General features: G+C 72.6%; 16 protein-coding genes. 12 read left to right on the plus strand and 4 right to left on the minus strand.

The window, feature by feature from the left end; all coding sequences use genetic code 11:
* The first annotated feature begins 125 nt into the window (after positions 1-125).
* Positions 126-2,819 (plus strand): DNA mismatch repair protein MutS, encoded by a 2,694-nt coding sequence (mutS, locus tag WME96_RS15630; protein WP_437290906.1) that lies wholly within the window; start codon positions 126-128, stop codon positions 2,817-2,819.
* 35 nt (positions 2,820-2,854) lie between these two features.
* Here mutS and WME96_RS15635 read toward each other — a convergent pair whose 3' ends face one another.
* Together WME96_RS15635 and WME96_RS15640 are read right to left on the minus strand one after the other, a co-directional pair.
* Entirely contained in the window at positions 2,855-4,906 is a 2,052-nt protein-coding gene (locus WME96_RS15635; RefSeq protein ID WP_437290907.1) for an IgGFc-binding protein, read from the minus strand.
* Entirely contained in the window at positions 4,906-6,951 is a 2,046-nt protein-coding gene (locus tag WME96_RS15640; protein WP_437290908.1) for an IPT/TIG domain-containing protein, read from the minus strand. Before WME96_RS15640 ends, WME96_RS15635 begins: the two co-directional genes overlap by 1 nt.
* A 488-nt stretch (positions 6,952-7,439) precedes the next feature.
* On the opposite strand from WME96_RS15640, the gene rpsB reads away from it, so the two are divergent.
* The 6 genes from rpsB (at position 7,440) to WME96_RS15670 (ending at position 15,479) form a co-directional block, all read left to right on the plus strand.
* Complete coding sequence (gene rpsB / locus WME96_RS15645; protein WP_437290909.1) at positions 7,440-8,324, plus strand: 30S ribosomal protein S2; 885 nt, start codon at positions 7,440-7,442, stop codon at positions 8,322-8,324.
* A 263-nt stretch (positions 8,325-8,587) separates the two neighbouring features.
* Complete coding sequence (tsf, locus tag WME96_RS15650; RefSeq protein ID WP_437290910.1) at positions 8,588-9,538, plus strand: translation elongation factor Ts; 951 nt, start codon at positions 8,588-8,590, stop codon at positions 9,536-9,538.
* Between the two features lie 9 nt (positions 9,539-9,547).
* Positions 9,548-10,492 carry a polysaccharide deacetylase family protein gene (locus WME96_RS15655; protein WP_437290911.1) on the plus strand — a complete coding sequence of 315 codons (945 nt, stop codon included), beginning with the start codon at positions 9,548-9,550 and terminating at the stop codon, positions 10,490-10,492.
* A gap of 43 nt (positions 10,493-10,535) precedes the next feature.
* Entirely contained in the window at positions 10,536-11,900 is a 1,365-nt protein-coding gene (locus tag WME96_RS15660) for a hypothetical protein (protein ID WP_437290912.1), read from the plus strand.
* Entirely contained in the window at positions 11,897-13,936 is a 2,040-nt protein-coding gene (locus WME96_RS15665) for a hypothetical protein (RefSeq protein WP_437290913.1), read from the plus strand. Before WME96_RS15660 ends, WME96_RS15665 begins: the two co-directional genes overlap by 4 nt.
* A 559-nt stretch (positions 13,937-14,495) precedes the next feature.
* On the plus strand, positions 14,496-15,479 hold the full coding sequence (locus tag WME96_RS15670; RefSeq protein ID WP_437290914.1) for a hypothetical protein: 984 nt from the start codon (positions 14,496-14,498) through the stop codon (positions 15,477-15,479).
* An 87-nt stretch (positions 15,480-15,566) separates the two neighbouring features.
* Here WME96_RS15670 and crcB read toward each other — a convergent pair whose 3' ends face one another.
* A complete protein-coding gene (crcB, locus tag WME96_RS15675) occupies positions 15,567-15,950 on the minus strand; it encodes a fluoride efflux transporter CrcB (protein ID WP_437290915.1) in 384 nt (127 codons plus the stop codon).
* 87 nt (positions 15,951-16,037) lie between these two features.
* Between crcB and WME96_RS15680 the strand changes: the two genes are divergently transcribed.
* Positions 16,038-17,612, plus strand: coding sequence for an ATP-binding protein (locus tag WME96_RS15680; RefSeq protein ID WP_437290916.1), 1,575 nt, complete (start codon positions 16,038-16,040; stop codon positions 17,610-17,612).
* Between the two features lie 74 nt (positions 17,613-17,686).
* On the opposite strand, the gene WME96_RS15685 is transcribed toward WME96_RS15680, so the two are convergent.
* Positions 17,687-18,541: an ABC transporter ATP-binding protein gene (locus tag WME96_RS15685; protein ID WP_061618751.1), complete on the minus strand. Its 855-nt coding sequence runs from the start codon at positions 18,539-18,541 to the stop codon at positions 17,687-17,689.
* A 208-nt stretch (positions 18,542-18,749) separates the two neighbouring features.
* On the opposite strand from WME96_RS15685, the gene WME96_RS15690 reads away from it, so the two are divergent.
* The 4 genes from WME96_RS15690 to WME96_RS15705 are packed head-to-tail and all read left to right on the plus strand — an operon-like array spanning position 18,750 to position 23,822.
* Positions 18,750-19,037: a hypothetical protein gene (locus WME96_RS15690; RefSeq protein ID WP_437290917.1), complete on the plus strand. Its 288-nt coding sequence runs from the start codon at positions 18,750-18,752 to the stop codon at positions 19,035-19,037.
* Between the two features lie 18 nt (positions 19,038-19,055).
* Positions 19,056-19,889: a CheR family methyltransferase gene (locus tag WME96_RS15695; protein WP_437290918.1), complete on the plus strand. Its 834-nt coding sequence runs from the start codon at positions 19,056-19,058 to the stop codon at positions 19,887-19,889.
* A gap of 19 nt (positions 19,890-19,908) precedes the next feature.
* Entirely contained in the window at positions 19,909-22,770 is a 2,862-nt protein-coding gene (gene glnD / locus WME96_RS15700) for a [protein-PII] uridylyltransferase (RefSeq protein ID WP_437290919.1), read from the plus strand.
* The gene (locus WME96_RS15705) at positions 22,767-23,822 is read left to right on the plus strand and encodes a tetratricopeptide repeat protein (RefSeq protein ID WP_437290920.1); all 1,056 of its coding nucleotides are present in this window, start codon (positions 22,767-22,769) and stop codon (positions 23,820-23,822) included. Before glnD ends, WME96_RS15705 begins: the two co-directional genes overlap by 4 nt.
* Positions 23,823-23,864 lie beyond the last annotated feature (42 nt).

Genomic DNA, 23,864 nt, shown 5'->3' on the forward strand with positions numbered 1-23,864 from the left:
CGCTGGGTGAGCGCGTCGGCTCACGCGTCATTGCGAATTTGACGCCGATTTTTCCACGAAAACCGCGAAACGAACGTACGCATCCCGCGTAGACCTCACCGGGCGTCGAGACTAAGACGCCGGCGATGCATCCGTCCGAGCAGCCCGCGGCCAGGAAGAAGCTGACGCCGGTGATGCGCCAGTACGAGGAAGCGAAGGCGCTTCACCCTGACGCGATCCTCTTCTTCCGGATGGGCGACTTCTACGAGATGTTCAACGACGACGCGGTCCTCGTATCGCGCGCGCTGAACCTGACGCTCACGAGCCGCAACAAGGGCGAGCCCGAGGAGGTCCCGATGGCCGGCGTCCCGCACCACGCGGCGCACGGCTACATCGCGCGGCTCCTCGCGCTCGGCCACAAGGTGGCGATCTGCGAGCAGTGCGGGGATCCCTCCAAGATCAAGGGGCTCGTGCCGCGGCAAGTGGTGCGCGTCGTCACGCCGGGGCTCGTGACCGACAGCGAGCAGCTCGACGCGCGCGCCAACCACTACCTGGCCGCCGTCGATGGGGGCGGCGTGCCCCGCGGCGACGCCGGCGCGACGGGCGGGCCGTACGGCCTCTCGCTGCTCGATCTCTCCACGGGCGAGCTCTCGGCCACCTCCATCCCGGACGCCGCGACGCTGCTCGCAGAGCTCGCCCGGGCCGACCCGCGCGAGGCGCTGATCGCCCGGGATCTGCCCGACGTCCGCGCGGCCGCGACGTCGCTCGCCTGCCGCGCGGCGCTGCGCGACGACGACGATCTCGACAGCGCCCAGGTCGCGTCGATCCTCGACGACGCCGCGCTCGAGCCGATCTCGGCGGCGGCGCTGGCCGAGCACCCGCTCCCGGCGGTGCGCGCGGCGGCGCGGGCGCTGCGCTTCGCGCGCCGCTGCAGCCCGGGCGCGCGCATCCCGGTGCGCCGCATCGCCCCGCACGACACCTCGGGCACGCTGCGGATCGACGAGACGGCCCAGTCGCACCTCGAGCTCGTGCGCGCCGCGGACGGGGGCCGCCGCGGCACGCTGCTCGACGTCGTCGACTGCACGGTCACCCCGGGCGGCGCCCGCCTGCTGCGCCGCCGCCTGCTCACGCCGCTCGCGGACGTGGCGGGGATCCGCAGGCGCCTCGACGAGGTGGAGCTCTTCGTCTCGCACCCGCGCGCCCGGGGCGAGCTGCGGGAGGCGCTCGGCGGCGTCGGCGACCTCGAGCGCCTCAGCGTCCGCGCGCTCCTCGGCGAGGCCACGCCGCGCGACCTCGGCTGCCTGCGCGACGGCCTCGCGGCGGCCCCGGCGGCGGTCGCCGCGGTGCGGTCGATCCCCGACCTCGGCAGCGCGGCGGCGGAGCCGCTCCTCGCCGAGGCGGCGGCGCTCGATCTCGCCGCCGACGTGCGCGCCGAGCTGACCGCCGCGCTGATCGAGCGGCCGCCGCCGAACACGCGCGAGGGCGGCATCTTCCGCGAGGGGTACGACAAGGAGCTCGACGAGGCGCGGGCCGTGGAGAAGAACGCGACCGAGCTCATCCTCGCGCTCGAGGCGAAGCTCCGCTCGCAGACGGGCGCGCCGTCGCTCCGGGTCAAGTACACGCGCGTGTTCGGCTGGTACATCGAGGTGACCCGCGCGCACGTCGGCAAGGTCCCGGAGACCTTCCGCCGCAAGCAGACCGTCGCGACCGGCGAGCGCTACACGAGCGACGAGCTCGACGAGCTCGCCGACAAGATCGAGCACGCCGGGGCGCGCGCCCTGGAGCGGGAGACGGCGCTGTTCGATCGCCTGCGGGCCCTCGTCGCGAAGGCCGAGGGCCGGCTCCGCGCGCTCGCGCGCAGGCTCGCGGCGTGGGACGTCGCGGCCGCCCTCGCCGACGTCGCCCACCGCAACGACTACGTCCGGCCGCACGTCACCTCGGGCGAGGCGATCGCGATCCGCGACGGCCGCCATCCGGTGGTCGAGCGCTTCGCGGCCGCGGGGCACTTCGTGCCGAACGACACCCGCCTCGACCTCGCGGGCGAGCGGCTCTGGCTGATCACGGGCCCCAACATGGCGGGCAAGTCGACGCTCATGCGCCAGGTCGCGCTCATCGTGGTGCTCGCCCAGATGGGCAGCTACGTGCCGGCGCGCGAGGCGGAGATCGGCCTCGTCGACCGGATCCTCTCGCGCGTCGGCGCGAGCGACAACGTCGCGCGCGGCGAGAGCACGTTCATGGTCGAGATGCGGGAGACGGCGGAGATCCTCCGCGACGCGACGCGGCGCTCGCTGGTGATCCTCGACGAGATCGGCCGCGGCACGAGCACGTACGACGGCCTCGCGATCGCCTGGGCGGTGGCCGAGCACCTGTTCGAGGCGGTCGGCTGCCGCGCCCTGTTCGCGACGCACTACCACGAGCTGACGGAGCTCTCGGCGCGCGCGCCGGGCATCGCCAACTACTCGGTGGCGGCGCGCGAGCACGGCGACGACGTGATCTTCCTCCACAAGCTCGAGGCGGGCCCCGCGAGCCGCAGCTACGGCGTGGCGGTCGCGCGCCTCGCGGGCGTCCCCGAGGGGGTGCTCGCGCGCGCCCGGGCGATCCTCGCGACGCTGGAGTCGGGCGCCGCGCTGCCGGGCGGCAAGCACGCCTCACTGCGCGGCCGCTCGCGCTCGGGCGCCGCGCAGCTCGACCTGTTCGCCCCGGCGCAGGCGGCGGTGCCGCCGGAGCAGGCGGCGGTCATCGAGACGCTGCGCTCGGTGGACGTCGACCGGCTCGCGCCGCTCGACGCGCTCAAGCTCGTCGTGAAGCTGAAGGGGCTGCTCGGCAACGGCGCGAAGTGAAGGGCGGCGCGAGGCGACGGTGACCGCGCGCCGGCTCAGTCAGGCGCCGCGATCTCCCGGAGCTCGGTGCCGCCCGCGTACGCGTAGCTCACGAACGAGTCGAACCCCGTCACGAGCAGCCCCACGGGCGCGGAGGCCGCGATCCGGTGCACGCCGTCGCGCTGCCTCCCGGGCAGCACGTTGTCGGGCGCCTGCTTCTCCGGATCGATCGTCGCGAAGCTGAGCTGGCACCGGTAGACGACGAACGGCGGCGCACCGCCCCCGCGCTGCTCGTCCGTGAGGCCGTCCGCGGGAGCGATCTCGCACTCCTCCGCTCCGAGCGTCACGCCGTCGAGCTGCACGACGGCGGACGGCGGCGCGACCACGGAGATGAAGTCGAACGCGTACTTGTCGGGCGTCAGGAACACGTAGTCCTGCCGGAACTGCTCGACGGGCGGCAGGATGAGGAGGCTCGGGTCTCCGCCCGGCAGGCCCTGCCTGACCCCGGTCGCGTTCTGGCTGGCCATGATCTGCGACACGACGAGGGGCTCGGAGCTGTCGATCAGGAAGTCGCCCCACACCGTCAGGTCGTGGAACTGGCCCAGCGAGGACAGCGTGATCCGGTCGTCCGGCGGCGGCAGGGTCGTCGTGATCTCCGCGCCCTTGCCCGTGGCCGCCATGATCCTGACGTACTCCGGCTCGGGCACGACCTCGATGCGCGCGCCGGCCTCCTTCGCCGTCTGCGACCGGTTCGGCGTGTGCGGCACGGCGAACCGCTTGCCCGTCGCGCGGATCGGGTCGAGCTGGTCCTCCAGGTGGTCGGCGCAGCAGCGCCGGTCCGCGAGCGTCCTGAAGTAGGGCGCGTCCGACGCCTCGCCGCCGGTGAACACAGCGATCGGCTGGTCGGCCTTGACGATCGAGCCGGTGAAGTCCGCGTTGAACCCGCCGGTCTCCAGGTTGAGCACGTCGAACGCGCCGAGCTCGACCTCGATCGACCCGTTCGCCGGCGTCTCCGGCACGGGCCCGCCGCCGACCACCCTCGCCGTCGTCTGCACCTGGACCGTCGTCCCGTCGCGCGTCCCCACGATGGTCAGGAACGCCCGCAGATCGATCGGGTTCAGCGGGTTGAAGTTCGTGTCCGGGTCGTCGGTGCTCGCGATGGTCTGCGGCCACCCGGTCGCGACGTACGCGGTCGACATGACACCTGGGTTGTAGGTCAGCGCCTCGCGCGGCTTCAGGAGCGACGCGTCGTTGGAGAACACGTTGACGTTCTCCAGCGGGTTGAACTGATACGCCACGACGGGGAACTTCGACGTGATCTTGTACGCGTGGCGCGTGAGCGCCGTGTGCGTGCCCGTGTTGAACTCCCCCTCGGGGCTGCCGTCGACCTCGCGCGGCCCGAGCTTGAACACCTGGAGGTAGAGCGGCGCGATGATCGCGCTCGCGATCTCCACGGGCGCGGGCGGGTCGCCCGGCGCGCCGTCGTCCTGGAAGATGTGGACCTCGTTCGGCACGTCGGGCTGCGGGTTCGAGATCACGACCGCGAACTGCTGCGCCGCCGCGTTGTTTGTCGCGTCGATCCGCGCATTGTCGAGATCGACCGCCCAGTACTCGCACCCCACGTTGCTCCGCTCGACCTCGGCGACGGCGCAGAGCGGAAGGCAGCTCCCGCCCCGGCACGCCTCGCCCGCGCCCGTGTCGCACGTGTCGAGCGCGCCGCCGAAGCTGCCGTCCGGCTCGCACGCGACGACCTCCTGCCCGCGGCACGAGGTGGTGCCGGGCACGCACGGCCTGCAGCCGAGCTCCACCGACGCGCACACGAGCCCCTGGGCGGCGCAATCGTCGACCGTCACCCAGGCCGGCCCCGCGTCGGTCTCCTCGCAGCGCGCGAGGTCCGCGCCGCACCGGATGTCGCCGGTCGCGCAGGGCGGCGGGGGCGGCGGCTCGTCGGGGATGTCGCCCCACCGCGTGCCGCGGTCGAAGCAGCTCGGCGAGAGCGCGAGCCCGAGCAGCGCGGCGACCGTGAGGGCCGCGGCCGCCGCGGATCGTCGCGCGCGGCGGCCTGCGCTCCATCGACGGGCGCGCGTGGTGTGGACCGGCGTGTTCATCACAGGTGCGCGCTGAAGCTGTCGAGGGAGTACGCCGTCATCCCCTGCGGCGTGAGCTGCCGGTAGACGAGCTTGCCGTAGTCGAAGCCGTCGATCCGCGCCCCGTACACCCCGAGGGTGATCGGCCCCGGCGGGATCGAGCCGTTGTCGATCCCGAGCTGCCGGATGTCCGGCACCTCGATCGCGTGTGATCCCGCCGGCACGGCGATGGTCCACCGGATGAGGCCGTTCCCGCTCGCGATGTCGTAGACGCTGAGGTCGACGGGCGCGCCCGCGCTGAACGTGGTGGCGAGGTGCGCGCCGTCCCAGGCGCGGTTCTGCGCGGGCGTCTCCAGGGTCGGCACGCCCACGAAGTCGCCGATGCCCACGGGCTCGCTCGTGGTGGTCGAGAGGACCCGCCCGACGACGGACAGCGGCGCGAGCCCGGCCTGGCCGGTGACGGCGCGCGCCGAGGAGTGGTAGCTCGCGCCGAGCAGATCGCGGTTGAGCGGCGGCACGCCCACGAACGTCAGCCGCCCGTCGAACGGGATCAGCGGGCTCTGGGCGCCGATCGGCAGCGTGGCGAACCCGTCGTTGCCGATCATCAGCGACACGTTCGCCTGGATGCGGTCCGGCCCCTTGGGGCCTTTCGCGGGCGCGGTGACGTCCATCGCGAGGGCGTGATCGAGGGGCTGGCTCATCCGCACGAACACGCCCCTCGCCACCTCGCCCGGGAGCACCGGGATCCCGCGGACGATGCCCATGGCGTACGCCGTGAACCGCGGCGGGACCGCCGATCGATCCTCGAGGCCCGCCAGCGCATAGAGCGAGCGGTTGCCGGGCGCGAGGTACATCGTGAACCCGTGCCCCAGGTCACCCGGCGTCGTCGGGGTGATCGCCTGGATCGCGGGCGGCAGCTTGAAGGTCGCGAGCGGATCGCTCCCCGTCGTGAACACGTACGCCACCTGGCGCTCGGCCTCGCGCTGCGGGGTCGGGACGTTGCTCCACGCGGCGCCGCCTGGGTCCAGCGACTCGTCCCAGACGAGCTCGCCGTCGATCACCCCGGCGGTGCCCACCTTGCCGCCGACCGGCGGCGGCGGATCCCCGGAAGCGCCGCAGGCGGGCGTGAGCACCGGATCCAGGTACACGGTCGCCGTGTCGACCGGCACATCGACGAACGAGATCGGGCTGTGGCACGTCGCCGCGACCGTGACGGTCCGCGGGGCGTCGAGCGAGGCGTCCTCGAACACGGCGACGCCGGACGCGTCCGCTTCGCCGGTGAGCGCGGACGTCAGGCTGCTGCCCACGACGACGCGCGCCCCCGGGATCGGGTCGCCGGTGAAGTTGTTGTAGACGAGGACCTTGAGCCGCCCGGCGAGCGGCGCGCCGCTGAGCCCGCCCTTGTAGCCGTTCGTGCTGTCCTCGTAGGTGTAGCCGTCCAGCACGAGGATCGTCTCGTCGCCGGTGGTCACCGCGACCGTCTTCGCGCCCGGCGTGCCCCGGGGCACGGTGCATACAAGCCGGCTCGGCCCCTCGACCGCGAGCGACGTGCACGGCTTCTGATCGATCCTGGCGATGGTGGTCGCGTCCCAGCGCGTGCCTTGCCCGATGAGCTCGATCGTCGTCCCGCCGGAGATCGGCCCGCTCGACGGGGACGCGTACAGCGCGTCGTAGACGTAGCCGCCCGGCAGCGCCCTCCGGGTCGACGTGTCGTCGCCGTTCTGCGCGATCAGCTCGACCGGCCCGGCCGCGCCCGGGGGCGCGACCACCTGGACCCGGTTGGGATCGATCGGCACGATCGCGGACGGATCGACCTCGACGTCGCCGAACCAGACGCGGACCTTGGAGCTGAAGCCGTTCCCGTGGAGGAGGACGCGCTGGCCCCCGTTGAACGGGCCGTGCGTCGGGTCGGCGCCGAGCAGCGCGTGCGGATCGGCGCTCGGCAGCCCGGCGCTGGTGGACGACGCCGTGGCCTGCGGGTCCACGCCGAAGTCGCCGCCGCCGCCTCCGTCACCGTCGGTCTGCCGGCGGATGCCTTCGGGCGCCGAGGCGATGCAGGCGGACACGACGGCGAGGCCTGCGCACCACGCGGAACATGCGCCGACCGAGGCGAAGCGTGCTGTAAGAAAGGCGGTTCGCACGGGCGGAGTGTACGTCATCGTGGAGGCCGGGACACGGCGCGGCACGGAGCTCTCGTGCGCGCAGCGCGTCTCTCCTCCCGCGGTCGGAACGCGTCCAATCCGGGGCGAAACGGCCGAAAAACGACGGGGAAAGCGCGGGCAACACGCGGTGACACGGACCGCCGGCGCGGCGGCGCCGCCGCTTGACAAGCGGAGCGCATCGGGGTAGCAAACCGCCCCCCTCGTGCCGTCTCGTGACGAGGGGGACAGCGGAGGTTGAATCCTCGCCTTCGCTGTCGCTGCGAGTAAATCCACACGCTCTCCTGGCACCACGGCATTCCGCGACCCGGTGCCCCACCAGCACGGACGCTCCTGTCCGTGCGTGGGGTTGGTCGCGGGAGGGGGAGCGGCGGACCAACCGAAAGGACACTGCCGTGACCGACACCAGCTTCTCCGCATCCGCTCCCGCGGCCGACACCATGCAGGCCGTTGCCCCCCAGCAGGGGGAGTTCCCGCTCCCGCTGCGCTCGCTGCTCGACGCGGGCGTGCACTTCGGCCACCAGACGAAGCGCTGGAACCCGAAGATGCGGCCGTTCATCTACGGCGCGCGCAACGGCATCCACATCATCGATCTCGATCAGACGACGCGGCTCTTCAAGCGCGCGTACGACTTCCTGACCGACGCCGTCGGCCGTGGCGGCCACGTGCTGTTCGTCGGCACGAAGCGCCAGGCGCAGGACATCGTGCAGGAGGAGGCCCGTCGGGCGGGCATGTACTTCGTCACGAACCGCTGGCTCGGCGGCACGCTGACCAACTTCCGGACGATCAAGCAGGGCCTCGATCGCCTGCGCACCCTCGAGCGCATGAAGGAGGACGGGACGTACGAGCAGCTCCTCAAGAAGGAGGTCGTCCGCCTCGAGAAGGAGCGCGAGCGGCTCGAGAAGTACCTGGGCGGCCTCAAGGGCATGGGCGGCCTCCCCGCGGCGATCTTCGTGATCGATCCGCACCAGGAGTCGATCGCGATCAGCGAGGCGCGGAAGCTGAACGTCCCGGTCGTGGCCATCACGGACACGAACTGCGACCCGGATCTCGTCGACTTCGTGATCCCTGGCAACGACGACGCCATCCGCTCGATCCGGCTGATCACGGCCCGCGTCGCGGACGCGTGCGTCGAGGGCGCGCAGCGCCGCAAGGACCACGGCGAGGGCGCGCACGGCTCGCAGCCTCCGGCCGGCGGTCGCGGCCAGCGCGACGAGATCAACGTGTACCAGGGCGGCCGCGGCGGCCGCGGCGGTCCGCGCCAGCAGCAGGCGTCGTAGCGGCGGCGCGAGCCGCATCGGAGCGGCCCGACGGCCCGGGGCCGGGAGGTGGCGCGATGGCGCCGCCTCTCGACCCGGAATCGGAGACCGCGGCGCGTCGAGGGCGCAGGGACAGAAATGCGAATTTCATTTCTCTGCGCCCTCTGTGCTTCTGCGGTCCGAGCTGCGCATCGCGCGGGCGCTCGTGGTCATCAGTCTGAAGTGCGATGAAGAGGGGCCGCTCGGCGCGGCTCCTTCCTATCTAGGTTGAAGGAGAAAGAGCCATGGCCGGCATCAATGCGCAGGCGATCAAGGAGCTTCGTGAGCGTACCCAGGCGGGGATGAGCGACTGCAAGAGCGCCCTCACGGAGGCCGAGGGCGACATGGAGAAGGCGGTCGAGATCATCCTCAAGAAGGGTCTCGCGAAGAGCGCCAAGCGGGCCGGCGCGTCCGCCACCGAGGGCGAGGTTCGCGCGGCGGTCGCGGCCGATCGGCGGAGCGCGACGATGGTCGAGGTCAACATCCAGACGGACTTCGCCGCCCGCAACGACGCGTTCCGGCAGTTCGTCGGCGACGTGCTCGCCGCGGTCGAGAAGGCGCCCGAGGGCGCGGACGTGAGCCAGCTCTCGATCGGCGGCAAGTCGATCGCCGACACGGCGACCGAGCTGACCGCGCGTATCGGCGAGAAGGTCGCGGTGCGCCGCTGGGATCGCGTGTCGATCCCGCAGGGCAAGCACGGCGTCGCGCACGCGTACGTGCACCTCGGCGGCAAGATCGGCGTGCTCGTGGCGGTCGAGGCGTCGAGCCAGGCGGTGGCGGAGCACCCCGAGGTGCAGAAGTTCATCGACGAGACGGCGATGCAGGTCGCCGCGATGAGCCCGCTCGTCCTCCGTCGCGACGAGGTCACGGCGGATGTGAAGGCGAAGCAGCAGGAGATCTTCGAGGCGCAGCTCCGCGAGGATCCGAAGCCGAAGCCGGAGTCGGCGTGGCCGAAGATCATCGAGGGCAAGTTCAACAAGTGGTACTCGGAGGTCGCGCTCCTCGAGCAGGAGTCGGTCGAGGCGGCGTCGCGCGGCGTGTCGGGCCAGACGATCGACAAGCTGCGCGAGGCGGCCGCGAAGGCGGCCGGCGGCGAGCTCACGCTCACGCGCTTCGTGCGGTATGAGCGCGGCGAGGGCGTCGAGAAGAAAGAGGACAACTTCGCCGCCGAGGTGGCGAAGATGGCCGCGAGCTGACGCGGTCCGATGCGGGGGCGCCTCGCCGCCGTCTCGATCGACCTCGACGAGGTCCCGAACTACCTTGCCCTCCACGGCCTCGCCGTCCCGGATCGCCCCGGGGCGGCGGCCGCGCTGCACGCCGTCTATGACGCGGCGTTGCCCCGCATCGCGGACTTCGCTGCTTCCCACGGCATCCCTGTCACGCTGTTCGCGATCGGCCGCGACCTCGCGCGCCCGGAGAGCGCGGCGGCCCTGCGCGCGCTGAGCGACGCGGGTCACGCGGTCGAGAACCACTCGTACGGGCACCGCTACGACCTGTCGCGGCTCCCGCGCGCCGCGATCGCGCGCGACGTCCTGCTGGGCGCCGAGGCGATCGCGGAGGCGGTCGGGCGTCGTCCGACGGGCTTCCGCGCGCCGGGCTACACGGTGAGCGATGGGCTGTTCGACGCGCTCGACGCGGTCGGGGTGGCGTTCGACTCCTCGGTGTTCCCGTGCCCCCCGTACTACGCCGCGAAGGCCCTCGTGCTGGGCGTGCAGCGCGCGCAGGGGAGGGGATCGGCGGCGATCCTGGACACGCCGCGGGTGCTCGCGGCGCCGCGCCGCCCGTACCGGCCGGGGCGACCGTGGTACCGGCGTGGCGGCCGGCGCTTCGTCGAGCTGCCGATCCAGGTGACGCCCGGGCTCCGGCTGCCGGTCATCGGCACGAGCGTGGCGCTCGCGGGCGCCGCGGGGGCGCGCTGGCTGGCGCGCGCCTGCGCCGGCGAGGCGCTCGTGAACCTGGAACTGCACGGGATGGACTTCCTCGACCGGCGCGACGGCCTAGAGGCGCTCGCGCCGTACCAGCCGGAGCTCCGGGTGGCGCTCGGCAGGCGGCTCGAGGCGCTGGGGGCGTTCGTGGAGGAGACGGCGCGGGGGGGAGCGACGTTTGTGCGGCTGGACGAGGCGAGCCGGGAGCGCGGGCTCATCGCGTGACGAGGAGGCGCGGGCCGGAGGCGCGAATTCCCTGACGAGGGTGGTGCCCTCGGGTACCTTCCCGGCGATGGAGTTCGAGCGCCTTCAGGAGCTCTACAACCGCTGCAACCCCGACGAGCCGCTGTCGCCGGGCGACGACCGCAACGTGGACATCGACCACCGAGGCGTCCGCGGGGCTCACTGGACGAACAAGCTCGCGCGGCAGATCGAGCTCTCCAGGACGCCGGTCTGCCAGCTCTTCACGGGTCTGCGCGGCACGGGAAAGAGCACCGAGATCCAGCGCCTCGCGGCCAGACTCTCCGATCCGAAGCGGCGCAACCTCCTCACCGTCTTGATCGACGCCGATGACGTCCTCGATCTCACCGTGGAGATCGACATCTCGGACGTGCTCGCGCTTGTCCTGCTCCACGCCGAGCGTACCGTCCTGGCCGCAGAGGGAGGGGACGCTGCCGATGCATTGACGGACGGGCCTCACCGACGGCTCTGGGCATGGCTCTCGCGGACCGACGTGGAGATCGGAAAGCTCACCGCAGGCGTGGAGGCGGGAGCGAAGGCTGGCGTCGAGCTCAACCTGAAGACCAACCCGACCGTACGCCACCGGGTCCGCGAGATCGTGGCCAGGCACCTGTCCACGTTCGTCCGCTTCGTCCATGATGAGCTCCGCGAGCTCGACTGGCGCGCGCGCAAGCTCGGGCGCTCCGGAATCGTGATCCTCTTCGACTCCCTGGAGAAGCTCCGGGGTACGAGCCTCACCTGGAAGCCGGTGCTCGAGAGCGCCGAGCGCATCTTCTCGACCGGCGCGCCCTATCTCCAGCTCCCGGTGCACGTGCTCTACACCGTCCCGCCGGCGCTCGCGCGCCGCATGGTCGAGCCGCCCGTGTCGTTCCTGCCCATGATCAAGGTTCGGGACGCCGAGGGCACGCTCCACCCCGAGGGCGTCGAGGTCATCTCCGAGCTCGTGAAGAAGCGCATCGACGACGACGCGCTCCGCGAGCTCTTCGGCGAATCCGCGCTCCGGGACCGGATCCGCGCCATGGCGCTGTGGTCTGGCGGCTACCCGCGCGAGATCGTGCGGCTGCTCCAGACGCTGCTCGAGCTGGAGACGTTCCCCGTCGACGGCGGGACGCTCGAGCGGGAGCTCCACCGCGCGGGGAACGCGTACCGGAGCATCGTCTACGACAGCGGCGCGATCCCGTGGCTCGCCACGGTGAACCGCACGAAGCGGCTCATCACGAGCAACGATCAGGAGCGCGAGGCCGCAGACCACCTGCTCCAGAACAACGTCATCCTGCGCTACCTCAACGATGATGAGTGGGTCGACGTCCACCCGTCGGTGGCCGGGATGCAGGAGCTCGCGGGGCCCATCCTCGAGGCGACGAGGGACACCGCGGCGGAGAAGGGCGCATGACCGGCGCCGCGGGCGGGGAGCGCTCGCGGCTGCTCCGGGCGCTCGCGCTCTCGCGGCGGTTCCACCTGTACCTCGCGCGCTGTGCGAGCCCCCGCGCGGCGGATCAGCTGGTCGCGGAGATGCTGGCCGCGCTCCCGCAGCTCGGTCGCACCGGGGTCGGCCTCGTCCGGCTGGAGCCCTACCGCGGCCGGCCGGATGACACGCCGCTCACCGACGGCGAACTCGCGGAACGCGTCCTGCTCCCGCTGCTCGACCCGCCCGAGGAGCTCCGCGGCGCGATCCACCTCGTCGACGCGTCGCGCGCTGCGTATGCGGACATTGAGGCGTGGGCGCGGCTCTTCTCGCTCTGGAACGAGAAGCGCAACGTCCTGGGCCCCTCCCGCGGCGAGGTCGTGGTGATGCTTCCGGCTTCGCTCGTGGCTGTGTTCGCGGCCGCGGCGCCGGACGTGTGGTCGATCCGGAGCGGGGAATACGCCGTCGAGGAGGACGCGGGCGCACGCGTGGCCGGTCTCGAGGTCCACGAGCCAGGGTCGACACCCATGTCGGCGAAGATGAGGAGCGACGATGGGCTCTTCGTGCGGCCCGAGCACCTGCTGGAGGCCCACGTGGCGGCGTCGACGGCGGCAGCGGCGGTGAGCGCTAGAGGGCACATCGACGATGCGCTGTTGCTCGTGCGCGCCATCTCGCCGCTTGCGCTCTTCGGCGGCGATCTCGTGGTCGCTCCGTGGGTGAGTGATTTCCTCGTCCAGAGCGGGGCCGACGCTCTGGTGAGCGAATTGCACGCGATGGAGCAGCGCAGCCTCTCCGATGTCGCGCCGCCCCTCCGCGCGCGGCGGATGCTGCGCGTCGCCAATGCGCTACTTGCTGAGCGGCGCTTTGGCGAGGCCGAGGCGCTCTACTCCGACCTCCTGGCTCTCATCGAGGCCCAGGACGCAGAGCTCACCGCCGTCGCGCTCTCTCACCTCGCCATCGCGGTGGCCGCGCAGGATCGCGCCGACGCCGCCGCTGCCCATGCGAACCGGGCGTTTTCGCTCGTTGGCGCCGAGCCCGGCCGAGGCAACGTCGGCGCGATCGAGTTACCGGACGTGCGGCAGGCGGGCGCGCTCGTGCAGTGGTGCCTCGGTCACCTCGAGCATGCGGACCTGCTCGACCAGCTGCTCGTGATCGAGCCGAAGGGAGGGATCCATCGATGGCGCCCTTACGTGCCATTCGCTAACATTCTGTCGCACATTCTCCGGCGGGTTGAGCGCGGCCGCGTCGCTAGCGCGCTGGCGCAGAGTCGTGCGCTGGCCTCTCTCGATCTGCACGAGGATCACCTTGAAGGAGCGGGTGCGGTCTGGCGCATCACCTGTGCGGACATCGAGTTCCTCTCCGGCAACATCGATTCGTCTCTACGGGAGCTCGATCAAGCCCTTGTCGAGGATACTGCCTGGCCGGCGGAGCACGCGAGCCTCGCTGGCCGCCGCGAGATCGCCGTGGCGCTCGTCGAGATCGTTCGGGGAAACGAGGATCGGGCCTCGAAGATCCTCAGGCGAGCGACGCATGCAGCGGTTCAATTGCGCTCGGAGCTCGATCTAGAAGGCGGTTGCCGGGCAGCGGCCTTCCATGCGGTGACGTCCGGGCTCCTCGCGATGCTCACGGGGGATCCTGGAGGCGCCGCCACGTGGTTTGACGACGCGCGTGGTCGGATCGCCGACTGGGGGCGATTGGGCCTGGACCGGCGATCACGCCTGCGCGCGCAGGTCTTCGTCGAGCTGCTTCGAGCGGCACTTCTGCCGGAGGGTGGCGGCGCTGTGGCGGACGCGCGCGACGTCTCCCGCCAGGCTGAGGCGCTCCTCGGCGATACGGCCGAGGATCACATGAGCCGCGTGCTCACCGTGGCGGCGCACCGTGAGCTCGCGCGGCGCCTCGCGGGCGTCAGCGACGGCGGTGCCCGAGCCGCCGCGCAGCGCGCCGCAGCGTTCGCCCAGCCCCTTAGCGGTCTCGGCGTGCCCGCGTGGGACGAGCTACTCCGCGCCGCAGAGCGCTCGCTCTGAGCCAGCTTGTGGTCGGCAGGCCCGAGGCGCGACCGTCACCAGCCAAGGGTCAGAATAGGGTACTATGACGCGATGCGTTGTGCGCAGGTCGGCGTGCGTCGTGCGAGGCTCCTCGGTGCGTCGTGCGCGGGTTCTCGGTGCGTCGTGCGCGGGTCCTCGGTGCGTCGTGCGCGGGTTCCGGCCCGTCGTGTGCGTTCCCGAGATCTCTGGCGCGTGGGGCGACAGGTCTCCCGCGCGCCACCCCGGCGTCGTGCGCGCGTTCGACCCGCCCGTGCGCGCGTTCTACAGCGCCCGCGCGCGGGCCTCGGCCCGCCGGTGCGCTGGCTCGACCGGGCTTGCGCGCAGCCCCCCGCCTGTCTCGCGCGCGCCGCGTGCCGTCGTGGCTCCGTCCACCCGGCTTCGCGCCTGATTCGCGCCCCTCCTCGCGCAGCCCCGCCGCCGGCCGTACGTCGTGTCCCCGCGAGCATGCACCCCTTCGGCTCGCGTCGTCGCGACGCGATCTTGCCCCGTGATGTGCCCACGTTCCTTTCATTGACGCTCCCCCGTAGCCTCCCCTCTCATGGCCACTTCCAAGACCAAGAAGCCCGCGTCGGCGACTTCGCCGGCCGAGGTACCCACCCTCTCCTCAACCACCGTCACCCTCGACGCGCTCGCGCGGGAGCTCGGCCCCGCCGACGGCGCGCTCGCCGCGCGCACCTACTCGGGCATCCCCGAGGAGGACCTCGTCGCGGAGGGCACCCGCATCGATTCGCAGAGCCTCATCGATGACGTCCCGCATTTCGTCGCCTCCGCGCGGCGGATCCTGGGCTCGCTGTCGGAGGCGCAGCGCGGCAAGGTGCGCATGCCCGAGGCGCTCTTGCCGCTGCTCGTCGCCGAGGCGGGCAGGCTCCAGGCGATGAAGCGGTCGCACGACGCGGCGGCGGCCGAGGTCGCGGGCGCGCGGGCCGCGCTCGAGGCGCAGGGGCGGAGCGCGATGCGCGACGGCATCGGCGAGCGCGACCTTTGTTACGACGGCCTGCGCAACGCGCTCGGCGCGCGCCGCATGGCGCGGGTCGACGCCGTCGTGGGGCGCGCGGATTCCCCCGAGAGCCTCGCCAGGGGCCTCGAGGCGCTCGCGAGCTTCATCGACGAGACGCGCCGGGCCGATCCTGCGCAGGACGGGCAGCTCCTGGAGGACTACGGCGTCGGCGCGGAGTGCGCGGCCGCGCTCCGGGTCACGGCGCAGCGGGTGCGCGGGATCGCCAGCGTCCAGGTCGCCGCGGGGCGCCGGGTGACGCAGCGCGCGCTCGATCTGCAGGACGGGCGGGTCGCGATCGTGATCGAGAAGATCCTCCGCTCCTTCAGGGCGGCGCGCCGGGTTGATGGAACCATCCTGGTCCCCGAGCTGAACAAGGCGGCGTGGATGTTCGAGGCCCGCTCTGGCGGCTCCGGCAAGAAGGCCCAGCCCGGAGGAGACAAGCCCCCGCCCGCCGGCCCCGGAGCGCAGGGCGCCGTACCCCAAGCGCAGGAGGAGATGACGCCGATCCTCGGCGCCGATCTGTGATCCTCGTCCCCCGGATCATGCGCGGCGCATGCCGCGCGCCGCGGTGGGCTGACCGCTGCGCGCGGCGGCCCGCCGACCGCCGGCACGCTAGCTCGCGACGAGCCGCTTCGCGACGATCATCCCGAGGGCGCCGGCGAGCAAGCAGCCGACCAGCGTGATCGTGATGTTGGCGAGCCCCGCTGCCCACGACTTGTAGTGGATGAGCCTGAGCGTCTCGTTGTTGAAGCTCGAATAGGTGGTGAAGCCGCCCATGAGGCCGGTGCTCAGGCTGAGGCGGAGCGTCGGCGACAGGAGCGCTGTCGACTCGGCGATCTCTCCGATGGCGCCGAGCAAGAACGACCCGAGCACGTTGACGGCGAGCGTGCCGTACGGGAAACCGGCGCCGAAGCGCTGCTGGCACCACGTCGAGAGCCCGTAGCGGGCGAGGGTGCCCGCCGCCCCACCGAGTCCGATCCAGAACCACCGATCCATCGGCCCACCTTACCGCGCCGGTCGCCACCGTCGTGCTCGTCGGCAGCTCTCTTGCGTCCTTCCCGCCTCTGGCCCAAGGCTCGCCGGGTGAAGCGCCGCTTCAACACGACCGGCCCCTGCCGCCCTGATCTGCACTACATGATCCCGGCCGACAGCCGGCTGCCCGAGGCTCCCGGCCTCGTCGAGCAGATGGGCTACTTCGTCGTCCACGCTCCCCGGCAGACCGGCAAGACCACGGCCCTGCGCGCCGTCGCCGAGCGGCTCACCGCCTCGGGCCGCCACGCCGCCGTCCTTTTCTCTTGCGAGGAGGGCAGCGCCGCCGGTGACGACTACGGCTCCGCTCAGCGCGCCGTCCTGCGCGAGATCGCGCGCGCCGCCGAGATCGCGCTTCCGCCCGAGCTCCAGCCGCCTCCGTTCTCGCTCGAGGGGAATGAGGGCCTCCTCTCCGCGGCCCTCACCGCCTGGGCGCGCGTGTGCCCGCGGCCGCTCGCCCTCATCTTCGACGAGATCGACTCCCTGCGCGGCCAGGGCCTCCTCAGCATCCTCCGTCAGCTCCGCGCCGGGTTCCCCAGCCGCCCCGAGCACTACCCCGCCTCGGTCATCCTCTGCGGCCTGCGCGACGTGCGCGACTACAAGGCGGCGAGCGGCGGCGACCCCGAGCGCCTCGGCACCGCGAGCCCGTTCAACATCACGCTCGCGTCCCTCCGGCTCGGGGACTTCTCCGAGGAAGAGCTCCGCGCGCTCTACGCCCAGCACACCGAGGATACCGGCCAGGTCTTTCTCGACGCGGCGCTGGCCCGGGCCTTCGAGCTCACGGCTGGCCAGCCCTGGCTCGTCAACGCTCTCGGCCGCGAGATCACCGAGAAGCTGGCCGCCCCGCCCAGCGAGCCCATCACCCGGGCGCACGTCGAGCAGGCCAAGGAGCGCCTCATCCTCGCCCGCGCCACCCACCTCGACTCGCTCGTCAGCAAGCTCGCCGAGCCCCGCGTCCGCCGCGTGCTCGAGCCCATGCTGGCTGGAACGTACGAGGGCGGCGGCGACACCTACGACGACGACGCCTCCTACGTCCGCGATCTCGGCCTCGTGGCCCAGGGCAAGCCGCTGCGCATCGCGAACCCCATCTACCGCGAGGTGATCGCCCGCGTCCTGTCGTCATCGGCCGAGGAGCGGCTCGACACGCCGCGCGAGCGCTTCCTCCTGCCCGACGGCCGTCTCGCGTTCCGGCGCCTCCTCCGCGCGTTCGCGGCCTTCTGGCACGAGCACGGCGAGGTGCTCGCCTCCGGGATGCCGTACCCCGAGGTCGCCCCGCAGCTCGTCCTGATGGCCTTCCTCCAGCGGATCGTGAACGGCGGCGGCTTCATCGATCGCGAGTACGGCGTCGGCCGCGGGCGCATCGATCTGCTCGTTCGCTTCCCCTACCGCAAGCCCGACGGCTCCCGGGCCGTCCAGCGGCGCGCTCTCGAGCTCCAGGTGTGGCGCAAGGGCCAGAAGGACCCGCTCCGCGAGGGCCTCGCCCAGCTGGACGACTACCTCGCGCGCCTGCGGCAGCGGCGCGGCACGCTCGTGATCTTCGACGCCCGCGGTCGCCTGGCCCGGAACGCGCCGCGGTTCTCCGAGGCGACGACGCCGCGCGGCCGCCGCGTCGCGGTCCTCCGTCTCTAGCCGCCCCGAGCGGCTCCCCGCCTCAGCAGCCCCGCGCCAGCGCCGGTCAGCAGCGCCGCCGCCCGGCCGCGACCCTACTCCGCCGCCTTCCTGAACTCGATGACCTGGCCGCCGTCGCCCTTGCTGCTGTCCGCCAGCGCCGGCCGGTTCACCCGCGAGATCTGATCCGGCGCCACGCCGGCCGCCGCGATGAACTGGCGCGCCTGCTCGTTGTCGCCGGAGGCCAGCTCGTCCGGCGTCCCCGACGCGACGACCCGCCCCTGGATCACGAGGAACGCCTGGTGTGCGATGCGGAACGTGCTCGCCATGTCGTGCGAGATGACCACGCTCGTCACCTTGTAACGCGCCCGCGTCTCCTCGATCAGGTCGTCGACCATCCGGCTCGTCAGCGGATCGAGCCCGCTGGTCGGCTCGTCGTAGATGAGGATCTCGGGCTCGAGCATCAGCGCGCGCGCCAGCCCCACGCGCTTGCGCTGCCCGCCCGACAGCTCCGAGGGCATCCGGTCCTCCTTGTTCTCGAGGCCGAGCGAGTTCAGCATGCCCACGACCTTGTCGCGGATGTCCTTCTTCGACATGTGCTTCCGGTGCTCGCGCAGCGGGAACGCCACGTTGTCGAAGATCGTGAGCGAGTCGAGCAGCGCCGCGTACTGGAACACCATGCCGAACCGCTGGCGCATCCGGTTCATCTCGTAGTCGTCCAGCGCGCCCATATCGACGCCGTCGACCCAGATGTGCCCGGTGGTCGGCCGCTCCAGGCCGATGAGCAGCCGCAGCAGCGTCGTCTTGCCCGCGCCCGACCCGCCGATGATCACCGCCGTCTCGGTCCGCCGCAGGTGCATGGTTATCCCGTGCAGCACCTTCGTCGGCCCGAACGATTTCTTGATGTCGTCGACGAAGAGGTGGTCCCCCGGCAACCAACCCGGAGGCATCTCGCGCGCCTGCGGCCCGCCCCCCGGCGCGGCCTCTGCCCCGTTCCGGGGGGGCTGCCCGTTCTGGGGGGGATGGCTGGGCGGCCTTCTCGACATCGGCGCGTCACGGTACCACGGAGGGGGCCCCCGCAGGACGGCGATCGCCTTGCATTGCCGTAAGGCTCAGCACGCGCTTGACGCGGCCGGGCGTGGGACGGAAACGTTGCTCATGACCGACGACATACTCAAGGCAGCCCTCGACACGGCCGAGGCCAAGATCGACAAGGATGGCTGGGCCGAGCTCCCCGAAGGGCGGATGCTCACGCTCTACGCCGCCCACGAAGGCGTGTCGCTCCCGGTGACCAAGATCGAGGCGGTCTCGAGCGTGGGCGGGCTCCTGAAGGCCCGCAGCACCAAGGGCGAGACCTTCGTGCTCGCCCTGAAGGACGTGTTCGCCATCGCCCTCGACGGCGGCGGCAAGGGAGCGCAGGCCAGGAAGGCCGGCTTCCTGGGCTGATCGCGGCGTCGCCTTCGTATGGCCAGATCGCCGAGAGCGGGGGGAGGTCCTGGGGGGCGGGCCGCCGAGCGCGCCGTCGACCTGGCGCTCGCCGATCTGCAGCGCCGGTTCGGCCTCGGCCGCAGCCTCGCCGCCCCCGGGTGGGTGCGTGAGCGGGTCCTCGCCGTCCTGAGCGGCGTCGCCGCGCGCCACGGCGTCTCCCCGCTCGCGGCCGCCGAGCGGCTGCACGACGACCGGGAGGCGTCCGAGGAGATCGTCAGCGCGCTCCGCGTGGGCGAGACGCGGTTCTACCGCGATCCCATCATCTGGGAGGCCCTCGTCTCCTCGGTGCTGCCCAGGCTCCCGCCCGACCTCCCCATCGCCGGCCTCTCGGCCGGCTGCAGCACCGGCGAGGAGGCCTACACGCTGGGGATGATCCTCGCCAGCGCCGGCCGCCGCTTCAGCGTGCTCGGGGTCGACCGCGCCCCGGCGGCGATCGCGGCGGCGCGCGAGGCCGTCTACTCCCCGGAGGCCGCCGAGCAGCTCCCCCCGGCCCTGCTTCAGCGGTACTGTGAGCAGAAGGGCGGAGCGCTGCACGTCTGCCAGAAGCTCCGCGACGTCGTATCCTTCGAGGTCTGCGACCTGGTGCACGCCGTACCGAGCGGCGGTTTCCAGATCATCTTCTTCAAGAACGTGCTCCTGTATCTCGCTGAGCCAGCCGGCGACGCGGTGGCCCGCCGCCTCGCGGCCGAGCTCAGCCCGGGTGGGCTGCTCTTCTCGGCCGCGAGCGAGGCGCCGCGGCTCTGCAGCGCCGGACTCACCTCGGTCAGGGTGAACGCTCACGTCACCGCCTTCCGCGCCCCGGGCTCCTGAGAGAGCTACACCACACCGAATGAGCTTCGACCTCTCCCCCACGTCCAGGCCCAGCGGGCTCGCCGAGCTCCGCGCCGCTTACGCGCGCGAACGCGCGGGGCTCGACCGCACCGTGCCGAGCGGCCCCACGCCGGCCGCGGATCCCTCCGCGCTCGGGGTCGCCCTCGGGCGGCGCCACGCGAAGCTGCTCGACGACCTGCTCGGCCGCCTCTTCCACCTGCTGCGCGAGTCCGGCACGCCGAGCCGCGCCGCGTGGGATTCGGTCGCGATCGCCGGGGTCGGCGGCTACGGCCGCGGCGCCGTCGCGCTGCGGAGCGATCTCGACGTGCGCATCCTCGCCCGCGACGCCCAGCGCGCCGGCGCCATCGCGGACGCGCTGCTCTACCCGCTCTGGGACATGGGGGTCACCGTGGGGCACCAGGTCGTCACCATCGACGACCTCGTCGAGGGCGCGCGCGAGGATCTGCCGACCGCGACGAGCCTGCTCGACTGGCGGCACGTCGTCGGCGACGCGTCGCTGTCCGAGTCGCTCTGGCAGCGCGCCGCGATGGGCATCTTCGCGCACTCGGAGCTGCCCCGCTTCATCGAGCGGCTCGGCAAGGAGATCTCGCAGCGCCACGAGCGCTTCGGCGGCTCGGTCTACCTGCTCGAGCCCGACGTGAAGAACGGCGCGGGCGGGCTGCGCGATCTCGACGTCGCCCGCTGGGCGGCGAAGGCGCGCTACGGCGTCGGCGAGTTCGACGCGCTGGTCCGCTTCGGCGCGCTCGTCGCCCGCGAGGCCGAGGAGATCCGCGGCGCCGCCGAGATGCTCTGGCGCATCCGCAACCTCCTCCACGCCCACTCCGGGCGGCGGACCGACAGGCTCACGTTCGACGAGCAGGAGCTGTGCGCTGGCGCGCTCGGCTACAGCAAGGCCGCCGGGCCCGCCGGCGACGGCCAGAAGGCCGCGCCGTCCGCCGACGAGCCCGCCGTGTCGCCCGAGGCGATCGAGCGCATGATGAGCGACTACTACCGGAGCGCTCGGACCATCTCGCGCGCCCTGGACGTCATCGTCTCGCGCGCCACGCCGACGCTCACGCGGCGCCGCCGCCGCGACGAGGATCTCGGCCGCGGCGTCCGCCTCTTCGACGGCTGCATCACGATGAGCGATCCGGACCTGCTCCGGACCGACCCGGCCATCGCGCTGCGGCTCGTCTCCGAGGCCGTCGAGCGCGGCGTCCCGCTCCTGCCCTACGCCCGCGGGGCGATCGTCCGCGCCGCCGGCGATCCTGCGTTCTGCGCGGCGCTCCGCGAGAGCCCCGAGGCCGCCGAGCGCTTCCGGACCCTCGTCGCCACGTGCAAGGAGACGGCGCTCCAGAGCGGCTCGGTCGTGCGCGAGCTGCACGACCTCGGCCTGCTGCTCGCGATGATCCCCGAGTTCTTGCCGGTCGTCGGGCGCGTCCACCACGACGTCTACCACGTCTACACCGTCGACGTGCACTCGGTGGCCGCGGTCGATCGGCTCGCGGCGCTCGTGCGCGGCGAGCTCGCGGGCGAGTTCGGCCTCCCGTGCCGGCTCGCCGCCGAGGCGACGCGGCCGACGATGCTGTTCTTCGCCACGCTCCTGCACGACGTGGGCAAGGCGATCGGCGGCACCGATCACAGCCGGCGCGGCGCCGAGATGGCAAGGAAGATCCTGGAGCGGCTCGGCTTCCCGCCGGAGGACGTCGACGAGGCGTGCCACCTCATCCTGAAGCACCTCGTGATGTACCTCATCGCGACGCGGCGCGATCTCGACGACCCCGCGACGATCTCGGAGTTCTGCCAGGAGGTGCACGGCCGCGAGGGGCTGCGCGACCTCTACCTGCTCACGGTCGCCGATCTATCGACCACGAGCCCCACGTCGATGACGTCGTGGAAGGCGCGGATGCTCGACGAGCTGTACCTCTCGGCCGACGCGGCCCTGCGCGGCGCGCGTGAGGACGGCGGGCCGCTCGGCGTCGACGACCAGCGCATGGCCCGCGCGATCAGCGGCACGGTGGGCGCCCTCGAGGACATGCCGGCGGCGAGCGAGGCGGAGCGGCGCGCGCAGCGAGACTTCCTCGCCCGCTACCTCGCGTCGATGCCCGAGCGCTACCTGCTCGCGAACAGCCCGGTCGCGATCGCCGCGCACGCCGAGCTCGCGCGGCAGCAGCAGGGCAATGGCAACGGCGTCTCGGTCGCGCTCGTGCCGTCACGGCACCCGGAGGCCGCGGAGATCTGCGTGGTCGCGCCGGATCGCCCCGGCCTGCTCGCGGCCATCACGGCGGCGCTCGCCGCCTCGCGCCTCGAGGTCCACGCCGCGCAGATCCACTCGCGCGCGTGCGACGACCAGGGCCTCGACGACGGCGGCGCGATCCGCGCGCGGGCGAGCTCGTCCCCGCCGGCGGGCGTGCGCCTCCAGGCGGTCGACCTGTTCTGGGTGCGCGACCGCGGCGAGGGGGTAGGGGGCGTGGCCCGCGCGATCCCGAAGCTCATGGCCGACATCCAGGCGGTGCTCACGGGCCAGATCTCCGGCGCGGAGCTCGCCAAGAAGCGGCGGGGCGGCGCGCTGCGCGAGCGCCCGACGCCCAAGGTCCGGACGCAGATCTCCATCGACGACCGCGCCTCCCACCACACGGTGATCGAGGTCCTCGCGCGCGATCGCCCCGGCCTCCTGTTCGCGGTCTCGGACGCGCTTTACCAGCTCGGCCTCTCGATCTCGGTCGCCAAGATCAACACGGAGGGGACGCGCGTGGTCGACGTGTTCTATGTGAGCGAGGCGGACGGGACGAAGATCTCGAACGGCAAGCGGATGCAAGAGGTCGAGGAGCGGCTCCATGCGGTGCTCCAGGGCCTGGACGGCGAAGGGAGTGTCGGATGAACGAGAGGTGGTTGTCGCGCGCGGCGTGGGCGAGGCCCGCCGCTCATCGGGTGGTGGTGGCGGCGGCGGTCGCGGGGCTCGCGGCGTGCGCCGCAGCGTGCGGTGGAGCCCAGGAGCCCCCGCGCGAGCAGCTCTTCGCCGATCCGCCCGAGGGCAGCGACGCGGCGACCTCGAAGGGCGCGTCGTCCACGGCGCTGGATCGGGGCGTCGCGTACATCAAGAACGAGCGGTACGAGGAGGCGAAGCAGCACCTCCTCCAGGCGATCGAGCACGAGCCGGGCAGCGCCGAGGCGCACTACTACCTCGGGCTCGCGCGCGAGAAGACGAACGACCGCGCCGGCGCCGAGGCGTCGTACAAGAAGGCGCTCGCGAGCGACCCGAAGCTCGAGGCCGCCGCGCTGAACCTGGCGGCGCTCTACCTCGACGAGCCGCCGCGCCCCGACGAGGCGATCGCGGTGCTCACGAAGGCCGTCGAGCAGGCGCCGGGCCGGTCCGCGCTCCACCAGAACCTCGGCTACGCGTACGGCCTGAAGAAGGACGTCGCGAACGCGAGCAAGCACTACGAGGCGGCGCTCAAGGCCGAGGACTCGGCGGCCACGCGCTTCGCGTACGGCGCCATGCTGTTCGAGGCGAAGGAGCTCGACCGGGCCGCCGCGGAGCTCAGGAAGGCGCTCGCCGCGACCGGCGACGACGTGGCGACGATCGCCACGATCGGGCGGATGCTCGGGCCGGCGAAGGCGTACGCGGACTGCGTGGCGGCCTTCGACCGCGCCATCAAGCTGAAGCCGGAGGCCGAGTTCCACGTGCGCCGCGGGACGTGCCGCCACGAGCTCGGCGATGAGGCGGGGGCGCGCGGGGACTACCAGGCGGCGATCAAGGTGGATCCGCGGTTCGCGGCCGCGCACTACTACCTCGGCCTGTCGTTCCTGGCCGACCGCAAGCCGCAGAGCGCGCTCGCGGCGCTCACCGAGGCCGGGAAGCACGGCGGCGACACCGAGATCGGCAAGCGCGCCCGCGCCAAGGTGAAGGAGCTCAGCGCCAGGCTGAAGTGACGCCGTCGCGCGGCGATCGCGCGCCGGAGCGCCGCGCGCGGG

Source organism: Sorangium sp. So ce406, from assembly GCF_051474675.1.
In the GTDB taxonomy this organism is placed as follows: Bacteria; Myxococcota_A; Polyangia; order Polyangiales; family Polyangiaceae; genus Sorangium; species Sorangium cellulosum_G.

Excerpts from the sequence above, each read along its gene's own strand:
- mutS (WP_437290906.1), top strand. The coding sequence starts at position 126 with ATGCATCCGTCCGAGCAGCCCGCGGCCAGGAAGAAGCTGACGCCGGTG.
- WME96_RS15635 (WP_437290907.1), bottom strand. The coding sequence starts at position 4,906 with ATGAACACGCCGGTCCACACCACGCGCGCCCGTCGATGGAGCGCAGGC.
- tsf (WP_437290910.1), top strand. The coding sequence starts at position 8,588 with ATGGCCGGCATCAATGCGCAGGCGATCAAGGAGCTTCGTGAGCGTACC.
- WME96_RS15655 (WP_437290911.1), top strand. The coding sequence starts at position 9,548 with ATGCGGGGGCGCCTCGCCGCCGTCTCGATCGACCTCGACGAGGTCCCG.
- WME96_RS15665 (WP_437290913.1), top strand. The coding sequence starts at position 11,897 with ATGACCGGCGCCGCGGGCGGGGAGCGCTCGCGGCTGCTCCGGGCGCTC.
- WME96_RS15670 (WP_437290914.1), top strand. The coding sequence starts at position 14,496 with ATGGCCACTTCCAAGACCAAGAAGCCCGCGTCGGCGACTTCGCCGGCC.
- crcB (WP_437290915.1), bottom strand. The coding sequence starts at position 15,950 with ATGGATCGGTGGTTCTGGATCGGACTCGGTGGGGCGGCGGGCACCCTC.
- WME96_RS15685 (WP_061618751.1), bottom strand. The coding sequence starts at position 18,541 with ATGCCTCCGGGTTGGTTGCCGGGGGACCACCTCTTCGTCGACGACATC.
- WME96_RS15690 (WP_437290917.1), top strand. The coding sequence starts at position 18,750 with ATGACCGACGACATACTCAAGGCAGCCCTCGACACGGCCGAGGCCAAG.
- WME96_RS15695 (WP_437290918.1), top strand. The coding sequence starts at position 19,056 with ATGGCCAGATCGCCGAGAGCGGGGGGAGGTCCTGGGGGGCGGGCCGCC.
- glnD (WP_437290919.1), top strand. The coding sequence starts at position 19,909 with ATGAGCTTCGACCTCTCCCCCACGTCCAGGCCCAGCGGGCTCGCCGAG.
- WME96_RS15705 (WP_437290920.1), top strand. The coding sequence starts at position 22,767 with ATGAACGAGAGGTGGTTGTCGCGCGCGGCGTGGGCGAGGCCCGCCGCT.